Annotated in this window: 17 protein-coding genes and 1 tRNA gene; 6 read left to right on the forward strand and 12 right to left on the reverse strand. The window is 64.5% G+C overall.

The features are described from left to right. Positions 1-592: hypothetical protein (locus IIB36_09200; protein MCH7531916.1), on the forward strand; the 592-nt coding region annotated here is incomplete at its 5' end. A gap of 357 nt (positions 593-949) precedes the next feature. Continuing rightward, on the forward strand, positions 950-2,128 hold the full coding sequence (locus IIB36_09205) for a tyrosine-type recombinase/integrase (GenBank protein ID MCH7531917.1): 1,179 nt from the start codon (positions 950-952) through the stop codon (positions 2,126-2,128). An 81-nt stretch (positions 2,129-2,209) separates the two neighbouring features. On the opposite strand, the gene IIB36_09210 is transcribed toward IIB36_09205, so the two are convergent. The 3 genes from IIB36_09210 to IIB36_09220 form a co-directional block, all read right to left on the reverse strand. Next, positions 2,210-2,284 (reverse strand) — tRNA-Val (locus IIB36_09210). A 264-nt stretch (positions 2,285-2,548) separates the two neighbouring features. Further along, on the reverse strand, positions 2,549-3,013 hold the full coding sequence (locus IIB36_09215) for an RES family NAD+ phosphorylase (GenBank protein ID MCH7531918.1): 465 nt from the start codon (positions 3,011-3,013) through the stop codon (positions 2,549-2,551). Continuing rightward, positions 3,013-3,495 (reverse strand): DUF2384 domain-containing protein, encoded by a 483-nt coding sequence (locus IIB36_09220; protein MCH7531919.1) that lies wholly within the window; start codon positions 3,493-3,495, stop codon positions 3,013-3,015. The genes IIB36_09215 and IIB36_09220 overlap by 1 nt, the downstream gene beginning before the upstream one ends. 283 nt (positions 3,496-3,778) lie before the next feature. Here IIB36_09220 and IIB36_09225 point away from each other — a divergent pair, with 283 nt between their 5' ends. After that, positions 3,779-4,546, forward strand: a complete 768-nt coding sequence (locus IIB36_09225; protein MCH7531920.1) for a carboxypeptidase-like regulatory domain-containing protein — start codon at positions 3,779-3,781, stop codon at positions 4,544-4,546. Positions 4,547-4,629: 83 nt separating this feature from the next. Beyond that, positions 4,630-5,910, forward strand: a complete 1,281-nt coding sequence (locus IIB36_09230) for an aminotransferase class V-fold PLP-dependent enzyme (GenBank protein MCH7531921.1) — start codon at positions 4,630-4,632, stop codon at positions 5,908-5,910. Positions 5,911-5,931: 21 nt separating this feature from the next. Here the strand turns inward: IIB36_09230 and IIB36_09235 are convergent, their stop codons facing one another. Continuing rightward, positions 5,932-7,158, reverse strand: a complete 1,227-nt coding sequence (locus tag IIB36_09235) for a carboxypeptidase regulatory-like domain-containing protein (GenBank protein ID MCH7531922.1) — start codon at positions 7,156-7,158, stop codon at positions 5,932-5,934. Between the two features lie 236 nt (positions 7,159-7,394). On the opposite strand from IIB36_09235, the gene IIB36_09240 reads away from it, so the two are divergent. Beyond that, complete coding sequence (locus IIB36_09240; GenBank protein ID MCH7531923.1) at positions 7,395-7,790, forward strand: DUF3179 domain-containing protein; 396 nt, start codon at positions 7,395-7,397, stop codon at positions 7,788-7,790. A 24-nt stretch (positions 7,791-7,814) separates the two neighbouring features. Continuing rightward, complete coding sequence (locus tag IIB36_09245; GenBank protein ID MCH7531924.1) at positions 7,815-8,501, forward strand: DUF3179 domain-containing protein; 687 nt, start codon at positions 7,815-7,817, stop codon at positions 8,499-8,501. A gap of 262 nt (positions 8,502-8,763) precedes the next feature. Here IIB36_09245 and IIB36_09250 read toward each other — a convergent pair whose 3' ends face one another. From IIB36_09250 to IIB36_09285, 8 genes are all read right to left on the reverse strand, one after another. Beyond that, complete coding sequence (locus tag IIB36_09250) at positions 8,764-8,997, reverse strand: hypothetical protein (GenBank protein ID MCH7531925.1); 234 nt, start codon at positions 8,995-8,997, stop codon at positions 8,764-8,766. Between the two features lie 24 nt (positions 8,998-9,021). Beyond that, positions 9,022-10,344 (reverse strand): sigma-54-dependent Fis family transcriptional regulator, encoded by a 1,323-nt coding sequence (locus tag IIB36_09255; GenBank protein ID MCH7531926.1) that lies wholly within the window; start codon positions 10,342-10,344, stop codon positions 9,022-9,024. Next, the gene (locus IIB36_09260) at positions 10,341-11,348 is read right to left on the reverse strand and encodes a hypothetical protein (GenBank protein MCH7531927.1); all 1,008 of its coding nucleotides are present in this window, start codon (positions 11,346-11,348) and stop codon (positions 10,341-10,343) included. Before IIB36_09260 ends, IIB36_09255 begins: the two co-directional genes overlap by 4 nt. After that, the gene (locus IIB36_09265) at positions 11,345-12,964 is read right to left on the reverse strand and encodes a tetratricopeptide repeat protein (GenBank protein MCH7531928.1); all 1,620 of its coding nucleotides are present in this window, start codon (positions 12,962-12,964) and stop codon (positions 11,345-11,347) included. Before IIB36_09265 ends, IIB36_09260 begins: the two co-directional genes overlap by 4 nt. Next, positions 12,964-14,751, reverse strand: a complete 1,788-nt coding sequence (locus IIB36_09270) for an ATP-binding protein (GenBank protein ID MCH7531929.1) — start codon at positions 14,749-14,751, stop codon at positions 12,964-12,966. The genes IIB36_09265 and IIB36_09270 overlap by 1 nt, the downstream gene beginning before the upstream one ends. Positions 14,752-14,873: 122 nt before the next feature. Beyond that, positions 14,874-15,833, reverse strand: coding sequence for an RluA family pseudouridine synthase (locus IIB36_09275; protein MCH7531930.1), 960 nt, complete (start codon positions 15,831-15,833; stop codon positions 14,874-14,876). An 18-nt stretch (positions 15,834-15,851) separates the two neighbouring features. After that, complete coding sequence (locus IIB36_09280) at positions 15,852-18,995, reverse strand: isoleucine--tRNA ligase (GenBank protein ID MCH7531931.1); 3,144 nt, start codon at positions 18,993-18,995, stop codon at positions 15,852-15,854. Further along, positions 18,992-19,975: a purine-nucleoside phosphorylase gene (locus IIB36_09285; GenBank protein MCH7531932.1), complete on the reverse strand. Its 984-nt coding sequence runs from the start codon at positions 19,973-19,975 to the stop codon at positions 18,992-18,994. The genes IIB36_09280 and IIB36_09285 overlap by 4 nt, the downstream gene beginning before the upstream one ends. Positions 19,976-20,056: the final 81 nt, after the last annotated feature.

Genomic DNA, 20,056 nt, shown 5'->3' on the forward strand with positions numbered 1-20,056 from the left:
TGACTACTTCGACGCGATGATGTCGCAGCTCGATGCCGGCGGGGCTGGCAACCTCCTCTACACGCTCCTAGAGCGAGAGATCAACCTCGAACGACTCAAGCACCCACCCACCACTCCGGCACTTGAGCAACAAGCGGCCGAGTCGCTGGCAGGAGAGGAGCTTTGGCTCCACAACCTGCTCGCCACGGGAGAGATTGAGGGCTCGGTCGATGGAGCGGGGCGATGCAGTGTAGCGGTCGCGGTCCTGTACGCCAGCTACCGGGAGTCTCTCTCTTCGCGCGATTACTCCATGAACGTGGAAGCCTTCGCCGGGTTCGTCCGAGATCGCCTCCAGGGGAAGGCCATGGGTCGCTGCCGGGTCACGACATCTCTCCACAAACAGGGGATCCGGTCCACCACATACAAGCTGCCCCCGCTTGCGGAACTGAGGGCCGCCTATAGTCAGCGCGGTCGCGGAGCTTCGCAGGAGTGGGACGAAACCGATGCTTGGATATCGGTGAACGACTGGGAAGACCCGGTCGAGACGTCCGCTGATGAACGGCCCGAGGCATCAGCAGAGGCCACACACGGCGAGTCTGATGTTTCCCGCTGACCTCCCCGCCGAGTGGCGCGACCAGGCTGAAGGGTTGCGGCAGTTCGGAGCCGACGCGCAAGCAAAGGCAGTGGACCGGTGCGCTGACCACCTAGAGGAAGTCCTCCGCCAAGAGGGTGACGCGCTCCTCACGCTCCCGGAAGCTGCCGAGGAGAGCGGTTATTCCTCAGATCACATCGGACGCCTCGTCCGCGAGGGTAAGATCCCAAACGCCGGGCGTCCCGGAGCTCCGCGCATCGCGCGAAGAGACCTCCCCACCAGGGCAACTTCAAGAGGATCGTCGGTGCCGCAGCACAACCGAATCAGCGATACTTCTAATGCGCAGATCGTGCAGTCCATCATCGAACAAGGAGTCGGATGATGGCACGCACGAAGAAGGACCAGTCGAGTTACTCGGCTGGCGAACGAGGCCGGAATCGCGTGAGGATCTTCCGCACGCTGAAGACCGGCAAGATCCAGATGGAGTGGCGAGAAGACGGGCGCCGGGTCACCCGGTCGTTGAAGCACGACGACTGGGGTGCGGCCAAGCGACAGGCAGACGAGTTCGCAGTGAGCTACGTCGAGCCCGATGCGGAGTCGGCACCGGAGCCGGAGCCCGAACCCGAGCCGCTCACGCTGGGCGAGCTGTTTGACATCTACGGTGAGGAGGTGACGCCCACTAAGAGCCGCCGAACGCGGCAGCACGATGCCGTCGCCATAGAGATGTTCAAGAGGTTCTTCCGGGCGGATCGCGATCCATTGACGCTGTCCTACCGGGACGCCGCGCGATTCGTGAGGGAGCGAACGTCGGGTCGGGTCGGACCAAGCGGAGAGCCGGCGGGTGCTCGCACGACCGAGAGGGATCTTCGATTCCTCTTCGCAGTGCTGAACTGGGCGACAACTGCGGGTGACGGTCGGGGCGGCGTACTCCTGGAGCGGAATCCTCTGAAGGGATTCAGACCGCCGAAGGAGAAGAACCCACTGCGAGTTGTGCTCACGGACGACGAGTACGGGGCATTGCTACGCGTGGCCGACCAGGTTGGTTGGCGTTTCCGGGTGGCGCTGATCCTCGCACACGAGACTGGTCACCGCATCGGTGCGATCCGTCAGCTCCGATGGTCGGACATCGACCTGGACAGTGGCAACATTCGCTGGCGGGCAGAGCATGAGAAGACCGGCTACGAGCACGTCACTCCAATGACGATGGACGCCAGAACGGCTCTAGAGGAAGCTCGACGCCGGAATCCGGGGATCGGTGATGCTCCGATTCTCCCAGCGCCGAGGACTCCAAGCAGCCCGGTCTCTCGCTACGTAATGAGAGACTCGTGGAAGGAGGCAGAGGAACTCGCGGGGCTGGAGCGAAAGCGTGGTCGTGGATGGCACTCGCTGCGACGGAAGTTTGCCACAGACCTCATGCACAAGCCCCTGAAGGTCCTATGCCAGCTTGGTGGCTGGAAGAGCCCACAAACGATCCTGATCTGCTATCAGCAACCAAACGAAGAGGCGCTACGGGAAGCCCTGTCGGACCGACGTAGGGTCGCGAACAGCGGGAGTTGAACAGCGGGAGTCGCCCATTTTTCAGAAAGCGAACACCCCGCACAAGGTCGTAACCTCAAGCGGGGCTCAGTGTTACATCAATGGGCGCTGCTGGACTCGAACCAGCGACCCCCTGCTTGTAAGGCAGGTGCTCTAACCAAGCTGAGCTAAGCGCCCTGAAGTACTTCTTCCAACGTTGGCGCGGGTTTCTGGCTGCGCCGATCCATCGCCCCGAACGGGATGTGTGACAAAGTGTGTGAGTTGAAGCCCGAATTACTGCACTTCTCTCAACTTCGCGGGCTCCAGCACGACTCGTAACATAGTCTCGGGGTCGCCCTGCTGGTAGGCAGTTTTCAGGGGTCCCCAACGCCTTCCAACCACCGGCCTCAGCTACGTCCACGTCGGGCAGGTGTTTCCGCTCCTTATTGGTTAGATGGTGGCTCAGTGAGGTAGGATTCGTGGATCAAGGTAGAGCTGCTCGGGGCTTCCGATCTTCAGCGTTCGGAAGTCCGGGTGAAGCGGGTTGATCAGGAAGTTGAACTCTCCTGGGACCAGAGCGCTCGGGACTTTGAGCACGGCTGACGTCATGGCGTCGAACCACCGATCCCCGACGCTCTGCGTGGCGTGTCCCGGCGGACTCGCCATCCATTCGGCGGCGAGCCTCCGCTCCTCGACTTCGGTCACCACGCCTTCTTCGAACTCCAACTTGATGAGGACGTAGGCGGGGATCACCGCGGGACTTCGCAGGCCGGCTAGGATCTCTAGGGTGGCCAAGGCCCGGGACTCTGAGACGTAGACGACCGGGCGCCCCGCGCTGTTCCACCGACCACCATGCAGCCGGGCCCCTTCTCCGTCGAACGCACGATCCGCGTAGCGGCGCTTGACGAGGCGCCAACCGGTGAGCACTAGAGCGGGATTCCGTGCTCCAGCCTGCCGATCAACGCCTCCACCTCGCGCGCTCCGACACCGGTCATTGCGAATTCGACGGGCACCTTATTGCCCAACGCGGGATGAGGCGCAAGGAGCCAAGACCGCGCCTCGGTGAGGCCTCCCTCAAAGAGCTGAAGGGCCAGTCCCACGATCCTCGCGAGCCGAAGCAAGCGGTCCGATTCGTCCGGCCGCAGCCTCTTGGCGTCCTTTCGTCGCGCGAGGGTACGCGGAGCGATGCGAATCAGCGCGGCGAAACGAGACATGGGCAGGTCTAGGACGCGGCGAAGCTTCTCGAGCGCCTCGTACGAGAGGCCCAGTTCAACCCTGCCGTGGAGCTCACTCGTTTCGTAGGTGCTCAACCCTAGGAGCGCGACATAGAAGTGCTCCCGGGGCGTGCCAACGTCGGTGAGACTCTCCCTGCAGCGCTCTACGTGTGCAAGTCTTGGGGTCGCGGTCATTCCGTACTCCATGTCAGCGTATGGCCTAACGTAATAAGCCGTATGGCATGGAACAACCCCGTCCACCCCGGCGCCCCTTGAAACCTGCGGTCATGTCCGTGCATCGGAGCCTCGCCCGGCTCGCCGCCTCATTGCGGCTCGTGGAAGTCGCGGTGAGCGGCGCCATTGCGGTGAGCAGCTTCAGCGTCCTGTCGCTCCTGGGCGGCGCCGCTGAGGGGGAGACGAGACGGTCGCGCGACGATCGGTATGTACGGAACGGGGGTCGGGACCGTATGGTTAGCCGATGCGTGTCCCTGATCTGCTCATCTGCGTAAGCGTGACGGCCCTCTGGGCGGCCGCGGCCCCACTCCACGCCCAGGAGGATACGGGCGAGTCGGTCGACTCGATCACGGTGCGCGGGGAGGTGCTCTCCACATTCGACGGGCGTCCGCTCTCGGGCGTCCTAGTGGCACTCCACGATCTCTGGAAAGTCACGCGCACCGACGAGCTCGGATACTTCGAGATCCCGAACGTGCCCCTTGGACCGCACGAACTCGGTGTGTATGCGCTGGGCTACCTTACTCTGGAGCAGTACATCGACTTCTTCCCGGACGAAGTCCTCGCGGTGAAGCTCGATGTCGCTCCGATTCAGATCGAAGGCATCCAGGTTGCGGTATTGGGGAACACCATACTGGAGTATCGCTCCTTCGGGACGCGGTACGACTTCATCGGTGGCGACCTTCTGGAGGAGTACAAGCGGAAGTACGGCTACATCACCGACATGATCCGTGCCCGCTTTCCTGGCGTCCGTGTGCACGACATGACCGGGACCGGACAAACGCTGTGTGTGCTGAGCACCCGGGAGACCAGCTCGCTGGCCGAAGGTTCGGGTTGCGCCTACATGCTTATCGACGGTCTCCAAGCGACCGGAGAGGAGGTGGCGCAACTCAATCCAGAGTTCGTGGCGTCGATCCGGTACGTCACGCGAATGGAGGGCCGCCTCGTCTATGGAGCCCTGGGTGAGAACGGCGTCCTGTTGATCGAGACCGTGTCGGGAAAGGCTCGGCGGTAGAACGCCTTTCGGCTCCCCCTGGTCGGTCGGACCACCTGTCCCCATACTGCGTCAGCGATCCAAGAGAGCAGGAGAGAGTCACCATGACGCATCCCAATCGCCGCAGCTTTCTCCGTCATGCGCTCGGCGCAGGCGCGCTACTCGCCTCCACACCTTCCAGGTTACCGGCGGCTTTGCGACCATCTCTTCCGCCACGCAACGCGGGAACTGCGCTCGACGAAGCGTACTGGGGCATGGTCAAGGAGAGCTTTCCGCTGGCGCCTGGCCTCGTGCTGATGAACGCGGCCAACCTGTGTCCGTCACCCTTTGTCGTGCAGGAAGCGGTCTTCGCTTGGACGCGCGACGTCGACGCTGACGCCTCCTTCCAGAACCGAGCCAAGTTCGGAGCGCTGCGGGAGGCGAGCCGAGAGGCGGTAGCCCGCCATATCGGGGCCGATCCCGACGAGATCGCGCTGACGAGGAATACGTCGGAAGGCAACAACACGGTGGCTTCCGGCGTCGACCTCAGCCCCGGTGACGAAGTGCTTCTGTGGGATCAGAACCATCCTACGAACTCCACGTCGTGGGATGAGCGGGCCGCGCGGGACGGCTTCGAGGTCCGTCGCATATCCACGCCTCCCCTACCCGACTCCCCGGGAGTGCTGATCGACGCGTTCCGAAGCGCGCTTACCGGCCGCACCAAAGTGCTCGCGTTCAGCCACGTGTCCAACGCGACGGGCGTTCGCGTACCCGCCGCCGAGCTGTGTGCGATCGCTCGGTCCCAGGGGGTCCTCACGCTCGTCGACGGCGCCCAGTCGTGCGGCGCCCTCAAGATCGACGTGCACGAAATCGGGTGTGACTTCTATACTGCGAGCACCCACAAGTGGCTCATGGGACCCAAGGAGGCGGGGGTCCTGTACGTCCGGGCCGATGCCATCGAGCGCCTCCGGGCCGCCGACGTGGGAGTCGGATGGTCGCGGGCGCTCGAGGGCGGGGCTCGGAAGTACGAGTCGCTCGGGCAGCGCGACGACGGCTGTGTGGCGGCGATCGCGACGACGATCGAGTTCCATGAGAGGATAGGAGCCGAGGCGATCGAGGCGCGTATCCTCGAGATCACGGGCGCCCTCAAGGCAGGTTTGAGAGAGCGCATCCCGACCGTGGAGTTCCACACACCGATGCGCGATGAGATGAGCTCGGGCGTGATGGTGTTCCGGGTGCCCGGGGTGGATTCGGGGGCCGCGTACCAGGCGCTCTACGAAGAGCACAAGGTCGCCGCGGCGGGCAGGGGAGGAGAGTTCGAGGGAATTCGGCTCTCACCGCATGTCTACAACACGCTCGCAGACGTCGAGTACGCGCTGGACGCGATCACGGCCGTGATGGCCTGACGGTCGCCGTGGCTCCCTCGACTAGTTGCCTCTTCGAGTCCAGATGAGGAGGACGCCACACGGATGACTCCCATCCGGGTCGAGTAGATTACGGTACTCGATAGGCGCCGCCATCCCTTGGTATACCTCCACCCCCTCGAGGTCCTCCGGGGGGACCAGGTCGAAGTCCCAGTCGAACATCGGCATACCGTCCAAGTACGGTCGCAGACGGCACGAGCGTCCGTCGTCGGTGGAAACAGGCCGCCGCCGCCTGCTCACGGCCTGGACGCCACGCGGCCCACGCTGCACAGTCACGCCGGGGGCACGCCAAAGGAGGTCGGAGACGAACCCGGGGTTGATCACGTCGACGTCCTGCCGCGTGAACCGGCTACCCCAGCCACTTCGGGCTCTGCGGTAGAATCCGTTCCGCTCGAGATAACCGGAGCCGACCACCACTTCGATCGGCTCGAGCTCGATCGGCTGTGCGGACATCGAGAGGTAGACCTCCACCGTTCTCCCGGGCGGGACCGTCAGCCTCGTCGTGCGCGGGGCGTAGCCTAACCGCGTGAACCGGACCTCCACCGATCCTGGCTCCAAGCCGGTCAACGTGAATCGACCCTGTGGGTCGCTGAGAGTACGGACTGGCGTGGGGCTCAGTACCGTGATGTCCACGTCCGAAAGCCCATCGATTCTGCCCGCCTCCGTGACCCGACCGAAAACCCGCCCTAGAGCCAGCGGGTCGGCGAGAGCCGTCGGTTCGAGGAGAATCAGAAACTCGGTATTCCAGGGAACCGGCAGCTCGCCCGCGAGCTTCTCATAAGCGGCCCGCTGGGCGACTATGCGGTGCTGACCCGCCGGGAGGCGTCCGAGCTCGACCCGACCGGTCTCGTCGGAGATCGCCCGAAGCCCGAGTTCGGGAAGGTCCACGATGGCCTCACTGATCGGCTCCCCGGTCTCCGCATCCGCGACCCGGCCGAACCTGAGGAATCCGTCGGTGAGTGCGACGTCTGCGCCACTCCGGCGCATGAGCTCGAGGCGGGTGCAACCCGCGATCACCCCGCGGTCGCAGGCCCGCTGGTAAAGGCTGACTGCGCGGGCCAGATCCCGGATTCCGCCCGCTCCCGTCTCGTACATGAGCCCGAGCACGTTGCAGCTTAGAAGTTCTCCGCCGTCGCACGCTTCTCGGTGCACGCTCTGGGCATCCTGACCCACGACTGGGCAGGTCAATACACCGAGAAAGGCGACGACGAGCAGGGACCTACGTACCATGATTCTTGGTTCGTGGCCGAGTGGATGACCATGGCTGAGAGCAAGAATGCGACCCGCGCGTCGAATGGCGCAAGCGCCCAGGAACCAGCCGAGCCTCCCGCATGTTTGTTGATCAGACGAATCGGGCGTTGACTCATCGTGCTGCCTCTGGCCGGATCATCAGTCTCGATATGTCCGGGGGCTGGCTCAATCGCCATATTCGCACGTAGCACTACGACTCCTCCCGCGGAGGGTACATGCCCTCGTTCTCTCGAGACGTCTCGCCCACGCCGATCGGTACAGCCATGCCGATCGGTACAGCCATTCTGATCGCGGTGCTGGTCGCCTCGCTCTCGGCACCGCTCTCAGCCCAATTTTCCGGCCGGCTGGAGGCCGATCCAAACATGCCGGTGAAGGACGGATTCGACACGGACCGAGCGATCTTCTGGACGCACCCCAACTTCACTCCGCTCCGCGACCCCGAGTGGCAGTCGCTGAGGGGCGCGCGGCGGGCCGGCGACCTCACGGACGAAACGACCGTGTTGACGTTCGACGTGCAGGGAAAGACGCTGGTGCTGGTGTCCAGCCAGATGTCGTACCACCACGTGGCGCAGGGAGAGATGGAGGGTGAGCCGTGGATGGTAACCTTCTGAGTGATCTGTAACTCAGGGGTCAGGATGGCTCCACGCGTCGACGGCGAAGTCCACTGGTTCGCCGAGCATGGCCTGTACGACGGCCTGTTTCTCATGAGGGACGAGGAGAGCGGCACCTACTGGGATCACATGACCGGTGAAGCGGTGTACGGACCGAAGGTCGGCTCCGCGCTCGAAGTGTCCAACTTGCGACAAACAACCGTCGCACAGGTACTCGGACAGGACCCTGACGCGCTCGTGGCGCTCTCGGATCAGGCGCTTCGACGCAATGAGGCGATGACGCTCGGTGGCTTGCTCGGCCGTATCGGCGGGCGTCTGAATCAGATGTTCCGTTCGACGGTGAAAGAAGAAGACGACCGTCTGCCGACCATGGATCTCGGCATGGGGATCTGGACCGGCGAAGAGGCCCGCTACTACCCGTACGAGCGCATTACGGCGAGCGAGAACGCGGTACTCGACGACTTTGCCGGACGCCAGGTCGTGGTTTACCTGGACCCGTCAGCCTACGCGCTCGCTGCGGCGTACATCGACACGGACGGCATAAGCTGGGAAGAGAACGTACTCCGGTTCTCGGATGGCTCCTACATCGAGGGCGGCGTCTTCCACGACGCATCAGGTGAACGTGCGCGGATCGAGCGACCGCTCCAGATGTTCACCCGCTGGTACGGCTTCTCGTTGACGTTTCCGGAAACCGACATCTACGGCCGCTAGTGGGTGAAGCCTTCGACCTCGAGCTCAGGCTCGTGCGGCTCAAATCGGCGGAGCGCTGCTCACCACCCCGCCCCCGAACGGGACCACGAGCCCCAAGGTCTTCACGCCATCAGGCCGATCTCGACACGCCGCTACTACGGAGGCCGACATCGAGTGGAAGTGGTGGCAAACGGGTCCACGTTGGCCGGGGGTGACTTCGAGCTGGAAATGTGATGCTCGCCGTCCACGGCAAAGCGCGGCTGCGCACCTGCGCGAGCACGACCTACTTGATGATCGCCAGCGGCAGCAGGACCACGTACGCGAGCACCAGCAGCAGCGGCGCCGCAGTGATCGATCCCTGGGCGAGCAGCGTATAGCCGAGTGCCAAGCACGCGATTCCGGTGCCGCCCAGCATCGCGTTCACCTTCGTGAACTTCAGGGCCGCGGGCCGCGCGGTTGCCTTCTTCCTCTTGCTCGCCATGGCGGTAACGCTACCCGAGCGAGCCAATCGGGTCAATCGCTCGCCCTCCCCCCTTTCCGATCACCCTTCTAGGTGCTCCTTGAGTGCCTTCTTGCTGATCCCGAGTCGTTTCGCGGCTGACGTCTCGTCACCGTCGACCAGGTCCACCACACGCTTCACGTGACGCTGGATCGCACGGTCCAGAGACAGGTCTCCGTCCGCATGTCGCACCTCCTGCCCCAGCGCGAGATGGTCCGACCCGATGACCGTCCCCCGCGCGACGATTGCTGCTCTCATGAGAGCGTTCTCGAGCTCCCGAACGTTGCCGGGCCAATCGTACGACTGAAGCCGCTCGATCGCCTCGTCGGAAATACGCCGGACGTCCCGATGCGTCTCCTCACGGATGCGGCTGAGCAACGCATTCGCCACGAGCGCTATATCTCCGGGACGCTCCCGGAGCGGAGGCACCGCGATTTCGATGACCTTGAGTCGGAAATAGAGGTCCTTGCGAAAGCGCCCTTGCTCGATCAGCTCTTCGAGCGGCCTGTGCGTCGCCGCGATCACCCGCGCCTCGGTCGTGCGCGGCTGCTCCCCACCCACCGGGTAGAAGCGTCGCTCCTGCAACACGCGCAGCAGCTTCGTCTGGAACTCGGAGCTGGTGTCCCCGATCTCGTCGAGGAAGATCGTGCCCTCGCCCGCGAGCTCGAAGTATCCCTTTCTGGTTCCCACCGCTCCGGTAAACGCACCCTTTACGTGACCGAACAGCTCGGTCTCGAGCAGCGTCTCGGTCAACGCGGTGCAGTTCACGGCGATGAACGGCTGCTCGGCGTGCACCGAGTGCTCGTGGATCGCCCGAGCGATCACTTCCTTCCCGGTGCCGGTCTCACCGAGGATGAGCACGGTGGCCCGGTTTCGGGCCAGCACCCCGATCGTCTTGTAGATCTCGACCATGCGCGCGTCCCGCCCGATGAGCTGGCCGCGTGGCAGGGGGGCTTCGGTCTCGGGAGCGACGTCGTCGTCCGCGGCTTCGACCGCGAGTTCCTGCTCCCGGAAGCAACGCTCGGCGAGCCCTTGCAGAGCTTTCGGGTCGACCGGCTTGACCAGGAAGTCGAATGCACCGGACTTCATCGCCGTGACCGCCGTCTCCATGTCGTCGTGGCCGGTCATCACGACGACGTCGACGCCCTTCATCGCACTCCGCACCTTCTCGAGAAGGTCGAGGCCACTCATGCCGGACATGCGCACGTCCGTCACGATCAGCGCCGGGTCGAAGGCTTTCACCCGCGACAGGGCCTTTTCAGCGCTCTCGGCTGTTTCGACCTCGAATCCGGCATGCGTCAGTCGGGTCTTGTAGACCTCGAGCGCATCGGCGTCGTCGTCGACGACCAGTATTCGTTGACTCATGGTTCCGCTTCTACCCCAGGTGGGCGGTGCCCGGATCCACCCTCGTCCGGATCGTCGGTCCAGAACGCCGGGTCGTCGGGCAGTTCCCCAGCTCGCAGGCGCGCCAGCTGCTCACGGTTGCGGCCTTGGCGCACGCGTACCATGACGAGCAAGACCAGTGCCAGAAGCATCCAGAAAACCATGGAGTGACTGAGCACGAACAGCCATCCGTACCGTTTCCTGATGTGCTTCTTCCAGTCCTCCTCGAACTGGGCGGTTGTTACGCCGAACGTCGAGCGGAACGCCGTCTCAAAGGAACGAAGCCTCTTCCAGCGCTCGATGAAGACCGCGAGTCCCCGTTCACCGCTGCCGGCGAGTAGGTACGTAATCGCGCTCGCGGAGAGCAGGTATGCGACCTCTGCCTGCGGCCGCCCGGATGGCCATCGCAATTCCAACGAATCCATCGGCGGCGTACGACCCAGCGCTAGCAGCACCCGGAGCCGCCAGACCTCCGCGACATCGAAGCCACCCGAGGCCCACTGGGCGTACCCTTCGTTGAACCAGCGTGGCGCGCGCAGCCCCCCCAGCTCCGAGGAAAGTCCGAGGTGAGCCCACTCGTGCCTGAGTGTGCGGCGCCCTTCGATGCTGAGCACGCTGAATCCCCCCCGCATGGGCACGACCAGCATCTGTCGACTCGGGATCGCCACGCCCGCCCGCCACTCCGGCACCACCCCCCCCGTCAGCTCGTCGAAGGCGTCGGGCGTGTGCGCCAAGACTGCGCGAACCTGGTCGGGCACGGAATCGGGAAGGCCGGGCAAGGACCTCTGTGCGTCGAGAAACTCCAACACCTCACGCGCGACCAGTGAATCCGGCCCCGCGTGATACACATCCACACGCACACCCTCGAGCCGCAAGTACCGCTCCCCGTCGAGCGAAGCGGGAACCTCCTGCGCGCCCCCCCACAGCGGGAGGAAGAGAGCGGCGACGAAGGCCGTCCGTGCGGTGGGAGGTGAGCGAAGACTCACTCGCCGGACAGCAACTCCAGATTGGTGCTCACTGCCTCGTTGTGCGGATTGATGTCCGACGCGCGACGCCAGAGCAGGAGTGCGACGTCCCGGTCGTCGTCCTTGTACGCCATCGTGCCCAGTCGCAGATAGACATCGTCTCCGAGCCGCGGCGACAACTTCACCGCCTTCTCGTATTGGATCCGGGCCCCGTCGTGGTCTCCGTGCGCGTATGCCTGGTCACCGAGGTTCTTGTGCGCTTGGGGCGGCGGCGGGTTCACGGCAACCGCGCGCTTGTAGAGCGCCTCCGCCGCCTCCACCTCGCCCCTACGCTCGAGAACAACCCCCGTATTCACTAGGATCGGGCCAGACTCGGGGTAGAGTCCCATGCCCTCGCGGCCCACGGCAACCGCATAGTCCAGGTCGCCAGCGACGGCAGACGCGAGCACGGTGTAGGAATAGTACGCCGCCGACGGCTTCTTCACGCTAGATGAGGTCCGGTACTGGCGCAGAGAGTCGAGTGACCGAGCCGCATCCCGAGCCTTCAGGTACAGAATGCCGCGGGCGAGATGCACGTAGTGGTCTTCCGGCTTCGCCCGCGAGGCGGTGTCGAGCGCCTCGAGCGCTTCGTCGTAACGCCCAAGAAGCTCGAGACAGAGAGCCTTGTTGCGCTGGACCGCATAGCTGTCGCGCTGCGATTCGGGCATCGAGCCGAAGCACTGGAGCGCGTCCTCGAGCCTTCCCTGCCGGAACGCCATCAGCCCGAGCACGAAGGTCGCGCGCGCCTGCCTGGGATCGATCTCGAGCGCCAGCTCGAGCTCGCGCGCGGCGTCTTCCAACATGCCCGAGCGGTAGAAGGCGATACCCAGGTTGAGGTGCCGCTGCAACGCCTCGTCGCCCCCGGTCTCCTCTTGCGTGCTTCGCTCGCCGGCTCGGCTGACGAAGCCCGCCTGGATGAGACCGTACAGCGCCTTGCCGGTCTCGAACTCGACCAGACCCGCCTCGTTCATGATGTCATCGACCGTGCGCACGCCGTCGACGAACGGCAGAATTTTCTTCTGATCCCTGGTCAGTTCGACGTCTTCTTCAGCCTCGTCGGGATGCTTGTCGAGCTGAAAGACCACGTCGAACGACGGGATCTTCTTCTCCACTTGACTCCACTCATCAACGCGCCGGGCGCCTTCCATGAGCAGCGCCTCGGGCGGCACGTCGACCAGGAACATGCCCTCCTCGTCAGGCGCCTGATCGGTGTCGAAGTAGAACGAGCCCTGGTTCCAGGTGAAGAGGTGGTACACCGCCTCTTCGATCTGCATCTGGATGTAGGTGTGGAGCTTCTCTTCGGACATGCTCCCCTGATCCACCAAGATCTCACCGAGGCGCCTCCCCTTCTCGAGCGCCTGCTGCTCCATAGCGGCCGAAAGGTCCTTCCGCGTGATGATGTGGTTGCGGACCAGCAGTTCACCCAAGCGATCCGGGCGGTTGAGTAAAGAAGCGTGGATGACCCGACCCTTCTTGAAGTAGATGTACCCGAAGTTCGACCGGTCCGTGACGCTCAGGCACCCGGTCTTCATTCCCATGCCCAGCAGTTGGCAGATGTCAGCGAGGCTGACGTCCTGGAGTGCGCCCTCGATGGCCATCAGTCGAGCTCTTCGATCAGGAGGTCATCGATTTTCGGCCACATGAGAACCACGTTCTCCGCCGAAGGGAACCAGGCACCGCCCCTGGTGGGCTCTTGCGTCGCGATCGCCGCAGGTTGGGGTGGCGAAGCGCCCTCACCCGGAGTGCTCTCGGCCATCTCGACCAGCTCCAGCTCGCCGGCACCTGTCCCGGCGTCGACCTCCAGGACCAGGCCACCTTCGAAACGCGACCGAAGGCGCTCGTCGATGTTCTCGATGCCCGAAGGAGCGCGGTCACCAACGAGCATGATGCGAGCACCGCGCCGACTGAGCACCTCGTAGAGGTGGAAGAACTCGTCCTGCGCCCGCTCGGTCTCGGAAAGCGCTTCCATGCCGTGCACCATCAGCAGGTCCACGGTCCACCAGCGCTCCCGCCACGCACCCGCCACCCCTTCGCCCAGCGCCCTGATGAAGTCCTCCGCGAATTCGGCGACGGAGGTTACCGCGGCTCTGACCTCCGGGCCCGCACTCTCTTGATGCGTGCGACCGGCCGCGCCGAGTAGCGTGCGCGCGAGTTCGGGCTTGGCGGACCAGACGTACAGAGGGTTGTACTCGGGCTTCTCGGCTGCGACGAGCTGTTGCGCCGCCTTCACGGCCATCGGAGGGAAGTCCTTCAGGTCCTGGAGGGACGGCCCTTCTCCGAGCCTGGGGAACGCGCGCTGGCGCTCGCGCACCGTCCTCAACAGCGCCTCGGCCTCGTCGAGCATCTCCGGGTTCTTGAGAAGCTCCGCCGCGGCCTCCGGCCAAGGATTGCCGAGGCGGTCCAGCTGATCGTCGATGTCGCGCAGGCGCTGCACGTCGGCCTTGAACGCATCGACGATGCCCTGCCACCCGTCAGGCTCGCTTCCTTCTTGGTAGGCCACCAACCGCTTTACCTCGAAGCCTTCCCGCTCGGCGGCGTCGACGGCCTCGCGCATCGCTTTCCACCACGGCGCCTCCTTCTCCTCGACGGTCGCAGCGACGGTTTCCTGTAAATCGTCCAAGAAAGAGCCGAACTCGTCAGAATCCTCAACGGTGCCGGCGTCGAGGTCCTCCAACTCACCGATCATCTCCGCGATCTCTTCGGCGACGACCTCGCGCTCCTCCAGCTCCTGCGTCGCGAGGACCTTGTTCAGGGCTCCCCCGAGCTCACGTACGTTCTTGAACGGATAGCGGGCGACCGCCTCGGCGACTCCCCTCTGCAGGGATTGGCCTCTCTCCTCCACCTTCCTCCGGATGATCGCGACCCGCGTCTCGTATTCGGGAGGACCGATGTCGACGATCAGCCCGCCAGAGAAGCGCGACAGCAGACGTGCGTCCAAGCCGTTGATGTCCGCCGGTGGGCGGTCACTCGCCAGCACGATCTGGCTTCCAGCCGCGGAAAGGTCGTCGAGCGTGCGCAGCAACATCTCCTGTGCCGCGTGTTGCCCGGTGAGGAATTGAACGTCGTCCAGCAGCAGGATGGCGAGATCGTTGTGGCGGTCCTTGAATCCGTCTCTGTCACCCATCTCGAGGGCAGCTATGAGTTCCTCGAGGTATTTCTCGAGGGCCATGTACTCGACGTCGCCCACCGCATCGAGCTTGCGGGCTTGATGCGCGATGGCCGTGAGGAGGTGAGACTTGCCCAAACCCGACGCCGAATACACGAAGAGGGGATTGTAACTCGTGCCGGGAGAATCCGCCGCGCGTTTCGCCGCCGCCGAAGCCAGCCGGTTGGTGGGGCCAACCACGAAGGAGGCGAACGTCAGCTTCGCATCGAGATCCGTCATGAACCGATGGCGCGGAGACTCCTTGAGAGACAGTGGTTGGGGGGCACAAAACAGACGATAAGTATCGGGGAGAGATACTGCGAGAAGAAGGGCCGATCCCGACCCTACAGTCGATCCCGACCCTACTGGGGGTCGCCTCGCGCCCAGGCCGCGGCACGCGCCAGGTCCTCCGGCAGAGGAGCCTCGAAACGCATCCTGTCGCCCGAAATCGGGTGGTCGAAGACTAATTCCGCGGCGTGCAAGAACTGCCTCGGGACCCGCCGAGCGAACTCCTGCGCCCACGCCCGCTGAGGCCCTCCCATCCCCCGCTCCCAACCGACCCCGTAAACGGGATCGCCGACGACGGGATGCCCGATGTGCTTCAGGTGCACACGAATCTGGTGGGTGCGCCCGGTCTTGAGCGCCACGCGTAGGAAATCGACCCGGGTCCAGCGCTCGCTTACGACGGCACGCGAGAGCGCGGCGCGGCCGTCCTCCATGACGGCCATCCGCTTTCGGTCCTTGCGGTCCCGGCCGATGGGGGCATCGATCGTCATCTCGTCATCGGGCAGATGTCCCCACACCGCCACATGATACAGACGCTTGATCTCGTGACTGCGGAGGGCATCTGAGAGCACATGATGCGCCTTGTCGTTCTTCGCGACCACGAGCAGACCGGACGTGTGGCGATCGAGCCTGTGTACGATACCGGGCCGGAGACGGCCGCCCACGCCGGATAGATCGCGGATATGATGCATCAGCGCGTTCACCAGCGTGCCCGAGCGGTGCCCAGGCGCCGGATGTACTACCATGCCCGCGGCCTTGTTCACCACTACCAGCGCGTTGTCCTCGTAGACGATGTCGAGCGGGAGGTCTTCCGCCTCGATCTCGACCGACTCGGGCTCGGGCACCTGGACTTCGACGACCGCACCGGCGGAGACAGCATCGGACTTCTTGGCCGCCCGACCATCCAGCAGTACCATGCCGGACGCGAGTAGCTTCTGCGCACGGGTACGCGAGAGCGCGAGCTGCTCGGCGATGAAGGAGTCGAGGCGACCCACCTCCCCCTCAGGGACGGTGAGCTTGTGTGTCGTGCCCTCCATGGCCCTAGAAGGCTTCCACTAGGAGGAGACCGACCGGAGCGCGATCTTCGCCGGTGTGCCGTCCAGATCGATGTCCCGCACATGCTCGAAGGTGCCGTCGGTGATGTGCTCCTCCACTGCTATCGTCGGGGCGAGCGTTTCTCCCCCAATGAAGTCGCGGTGTGTGGTCGCCACCTCACGGACACGTTCCGAGCCCGCGATCAGCAGGTCGATGCGATCGGTGATCTCGAGGCCCACATCCCTACGGAGCCGCTGAATTCGGTTCACGAGCTCGCGCGCGAGGCCTTCGGCGATGAGTTCGTCGTCGAGCGTCACATCGAGCGCGATCGTGGTCGCACCCTCACTCTTCACGATCAGGTCACCCAACGCTTCCTGGACGATCTCGAGGTCGTCCGGCTCGAGCGTGTGCACCTGACCCTCGACCTCGAACTCGACCTCCTGGCCGTCCCTGTACGCCGCCAGCGCCTCCTGGGACAACGCGCGCAGGACGTTCGCCGCCTCGTTCGTCTTCTTGCCGAAGCGCGGCCCCAGCGCACGGTAGTTCGGCCGCGGCACGAGCGTGACCAGCTCGTCGGCATGGGTGAGGAAGTCGATCTCCTTCACGTTCAGCTCCTCGCGCACGACGTCGAGCACCTCCCCTGAGAGCGTCCGAGACTGTGGCAGTACCGCCTCCGCCCGACGCAGTGGCTGTCGTACACGAATCTGTACCTCTTGACGCGCGGCGCGGCCCAGGGACACGAGCGTCCGGGCAGCGGCCATGTCGGCCTCGAGTTCCTCGTCGAGCAGATCCGACGGCTGGGGATACCGCTCGAGATGAACGCTGTTTCCGGTCAGTGCGCGATGTAGCCAATCGGCCATGAACGGCACGACGGGCGCCGCGAGCAGCGAGACCTGACGCAACGCATCCCACAGCGTGCGGAAGGCCGCGCGCATGTCGTCCGGGTCGCTGTTCCCCCAGAAGCGCGGTCGGCTCCGGCGCACATACCAGTTCGAGAGATCTTCGACGACGAAGTCTTCCAGCATGCGATACGCTCTCGTGATCTGATAGCCGTCCAGCTCTTGCCTGACGCCCCGGATCACCGAGTCGAGCCGCGAGAGCAGCCACCGATCCAGCAGTGGGCGGTCGGCCTCTGCGGGGTCGGTGTCCGATGGCGACCACTCTTCCACGTCCGCGTACAGCCTGAAGAAGTTGTATGTGTTGAAGAGCGTGTCGAAGAACTTCCTCGCGGCCTCCTTCACACTCTCCGAGTCGTATCGCTTCGGAACCCACGGGTTGGATGCCGTGATGAAGTACCAGCGGACGGCATCCGCACCGTGTTCGGCGATCGCGTCCCACGGGTTCACGACGTTGCCCTTGGACTTGGACATCTTCTGCCCTTCGGCGTCCAGGATCAGGTCGTTCACGATCACGTTGCGATAGCATGGACCTCGGCCGAGCAGCGTCGAGATCGCCATGAGCGAGTAGAACCACCCCCGCGTCTGGTCGAGCCCCTCGCTGATGAAGTCGGCCGGGAAGTGCCGATCGAGCTCGTCCTGGTTCTCGAAGGGGTAGTGCCACTGCGCGAACGGCATCGCCCCGGAATCGAACCAAGCGTCGATGACCTCGGGCGTGCGGCGCATCGTGCCGTCGCAGTCGGCGCACCCCCATGTCAGCTCATCGATGAAGGGGCGGTGCGGATCGAAGTCATTCGGCAGCCCGCCGGCCGCCTCCGCCAGTTCCGCGAGCGAACCGATCCAATGCGTATGGCTGTCGTCTCCGTCACACACCCAAACGGGCAGCGGTGTGCCCCAGTAGCGGTCTCGTGACAGCGCCCAGTCGACGTTGCCACGCAACCACTCGCCGAAGCGGTTCTCACCCACTTCGGGTGGATACCAGGCGACCTGCTCGTTGTTGGCGAGCAACTCCTCCGTCAGGCTGGACGTGCGGATGAACCATGAATCGCGGGCCATGTACAGCAGCGGCGAGTCGCACCGCCAGCAGTGCGGGTAGCTGTGCGTGGTCCGTCCGATATCGAAGAGCAGACCACGATCACGCAACGCGTCGACCAAGACCGGGTCCGCGTCCTTCACGAACCGGCCGGCTACGAGGTCGACGTAGTCGTGGAAGCGGCCCGCGTCGTCGATCGGATTGAGCATCGGCAGGCCGTGTTTCTGCCCCGCCGCGTAGTCGTCCGCCCCGAACGCCGGCGCCATGTGCACGATTCCCGTGCCGTCCTGGGCGCTGACGAAGTCCTCGGCGACGAGGGTCCAGCCGTTTTGCGGATCGTCGGGCATCGGAACGATTTCCAGCGGGCGGCGGTAACGCGAGCCGACCAGATCCGCGCCCTTGAAAGTACCGACGATCTCGGCGCCTTCCCCGAAAAGCGCCTCGGCCCGCGCCTCGGCGACGATGTAGCGACGATCATCGCGCGCGACCTCGACGTACGTGAGCTCAGGATGCACCGCCAGCCCGGTATTGGATGGCACAGTCCACGGGGTCGTCGTCCAGGCGAGGATCACGCGACCGTCCGGTGCGCCATCGTCGTCCAAGAGCTCCGCGATGAACGTCAGGGACGGGTCTTCGACATCCTTGTACCCCTGCGCCACCTCGTGCGATGAGAGCGTCGTGCCGCACCGGGGACAGTACGGGACGCTCTTGTGCCCACGATAGAGCAAGTCCTTCTCCGCGAAGGACTTCAAGATCCACCAGACGGACTCGATGTACTCCGGCTCGAAGGTGACGTAGGGACGCCAGTACTCCAGCCAGTATCCGATCCGCTCGCTCAGCTCCTCCCACTCTTCCTTGTAGGTGAAGACCGAGTCCTTGCAGACCTGGTTGAACTCGGCAATGCCGAGCGCTTCGATCTCGGGCTTGCCGCTGATGCCGAGCTTCTTCTCGGCTTCGATCTCTACCGGGAGGCCGTGCGTGTCCCAACCCGCGATGCGCGTGATGCTCCGCCCTTGCATCGCGTGGTAACGGCAGACGAGGTCTTTGATGGTCCGACCGATGACGTGGTGAAGGCCTGGGCGGCCGTTCGCCGTGGGCGGACCTTCGTAGAAGACGAAAGGCTCGCCGTCCTCGTTTGCGGCGAGCGTCTGACGGAAGAGATCCTCCGTACGCCATCGCTCCAGCATCGCCTCTTCGAGGTCGAGGAGGCTCTCAGGTCGTTCGGGATAGCTCATAGTTGTTCGACGACACGAGTGATCAGCCGGGTCAGATCAGGCTCAGCCTTCGTCGCGTTCGCGATGATCTCGGATAGCACGGCGACCCGCAAGGAATCGGGAAAGCACTCGTCGGTGATGATGCTGACTCCTAGCACGGGCATCCCCATGTGGCGCGCGACGATCACTTCGGGCACCGTCGACATGCCGACGATGTCGGCACCCATCGCCCGCAGCATTCGATACTCCGCCCGTGTTTCGAGCGCGGGTCCGGTCCACGCCACGTAGACGCCGCGGTTGAGTCGAATTCCGAGCTCCATGGCCGCAGCCATCGTGATCCGCTGCAGTCCGCGGTCGTACGGCTCGGACATGTCCGGGAACCGCGGCCCGAACGCGTCGTCGTTAGGCCCGACCAGCGGGTTGTCACCCAGCAGGTTGATGTGGTCGTCGATCAGCACCAGCTCGCCGGCACGCCACAGCGGGTTCATGCCACCGGAAACGTTGGTGACGATGAGCGTCTCGGCCCCCAGCCGCTTCAACACGCGAATCGGGAACGTCGCCTGCCGGAGCGAGTATCCCTCGTACTTGTGGAAACGGCCCTGCATGACGACGACCGGCGTCTCGCCGAGCGAACCGAGCACAAGCCGCCCGGAGTGGCTTTCCACCGTGGGATCGGGAAAGCCCGGAATCCGCCCGTACGGGACCACAGCTTCGGCGCGCACTTCGTCGACGAGCCCACCGAGGCCCGTGCCGAGCACGATACCGACACGCGGCTCATGGACAGTCTGCTCGTGCACCGCGGCCACCGCCGCATCCACACGTTGGGTCAGGTCCTGGGGTTCGGTCACGGCAGCAGACGTTGAGAGGCGTCGAGCTTCAGGCCCGATCGTCCTCGTCCGACTTGTCCAAATCGAAAGCGAGACGCAACGCCTGGTCGATGTCCTTTCGAACCCCCTCCAACTCCGCCGCGCGCTCAGAGTCGGGTTCGTCAATCTGGGCATCGACTGAGAAGCGCCCACCGCCGAGGTCGAGATCGAGCGGCTGATCCTCGACCGGCGCCCGCTCATCCTCGACGTCGACCA

It is taken from the genome of Gemmatimonadota bacterium, from assembly GCA_022560615.1.
Classification (GTDB): Bacteria; Gemmatimonadota; Gemmatimonadetes; order Longimicrobiales; family Gaopeijiaceae; genus UBA1138.

Excerpts from the sequence above, each read along its gene's own strand:
- IIB36_09205 (MCH7531917.1), top strand. The coding sequence starts at position 950 with ATGATGGCACGCACGAAGAAGGACCAGTCGAGTTACTCGGCTGGCGAA.
- IIB36_09220 (MCH7531919.1), bottom strand. The coding sequence starts at position 3,495 with ATGACCGCGACCCCAAGACTTGCACACGTAGAGCGCTGCAGGGAGAGT.
- IIB36_09225 (MCH7531920.1), top strand. The coding sequence starts at position 3,779 with ATGCGTGTCCCTGATCTGCTCATCTGCGTAAGCGTGACGGCCCTCTGG.
- IIB36_09230 (MCH7531921.1), top strand. The coding sequence starts at position 4,630 with ATGACGCATCCCAATCGCCGCAGCTTTCTCCGTCATGCGCTCGGCGCA.
- IIB36_09235 (MCH7531922.1), bottom strand. The coding sequence starts at position 7,158 with ATGGTACGTAGGTCCCTGCTCGTCGTCGCCTTTCTCGGTGTATTGACC.
- IIB36_09240 (MCH7531923.1), top strand. The coding sequence starts at position 7,395 with ATGCCCTCGTTCTCTCGAGACGTCTCGCCCACGCCGATCGGTACAGCC.
- IIB36_09245 (MCH7531924.1), top strand. The coding sequence starts at position 7,815 with ATGGCTCCACGCGTCGACGGCGAAGTCCACTGGTTCGCCGAGCATGGC.
- IIB36_09255 (MCH7531926.1), bottom strand. The coding sequence starts at position 10,344 with ATGAGTCAACGAATACTGGTCGTCGACGACGACGCCGATGCGCTCGAG.
- IIB36_09265 (MCH7531928.1), bottom strand. The coding sequence starts at position 12,964 with ATGGCCATCGAGGGCGCACTCCAGGACGTCAGCCTCGCTGACATCTGC.
- IIB36_09270 (MCH7531929.1), bottom strand. The coding sequence starts at position 14,751 with ATGACGGATCTCGATGCGAAGCTGACGTTCGCCTCCTTCGTGGTTGGC.
- IIB36_09275 (MCH7531930.1), bottom strand. The coding sequence starts at position 15,833 with ATGGAGGGCACGACACACAAGCTCACCGTCCCTGAGGGGGAGGTGGGT.
- IIB36_09280 (MCH7531931.1), bottom strand. The coding sequence starts at position 18,995 with ATGAGCTATCCCGAACGACCTGAGAGCCTCCTCGACCTCGAAGAGGCG.
- IIB36_09285 (MCH7531932.1), bottom strand. The coding sequence starts at position 19,975 with ATGCCCAGATTGACGAACCCGACTCTGAGCGCGCGGCGGAGTTGGAGG.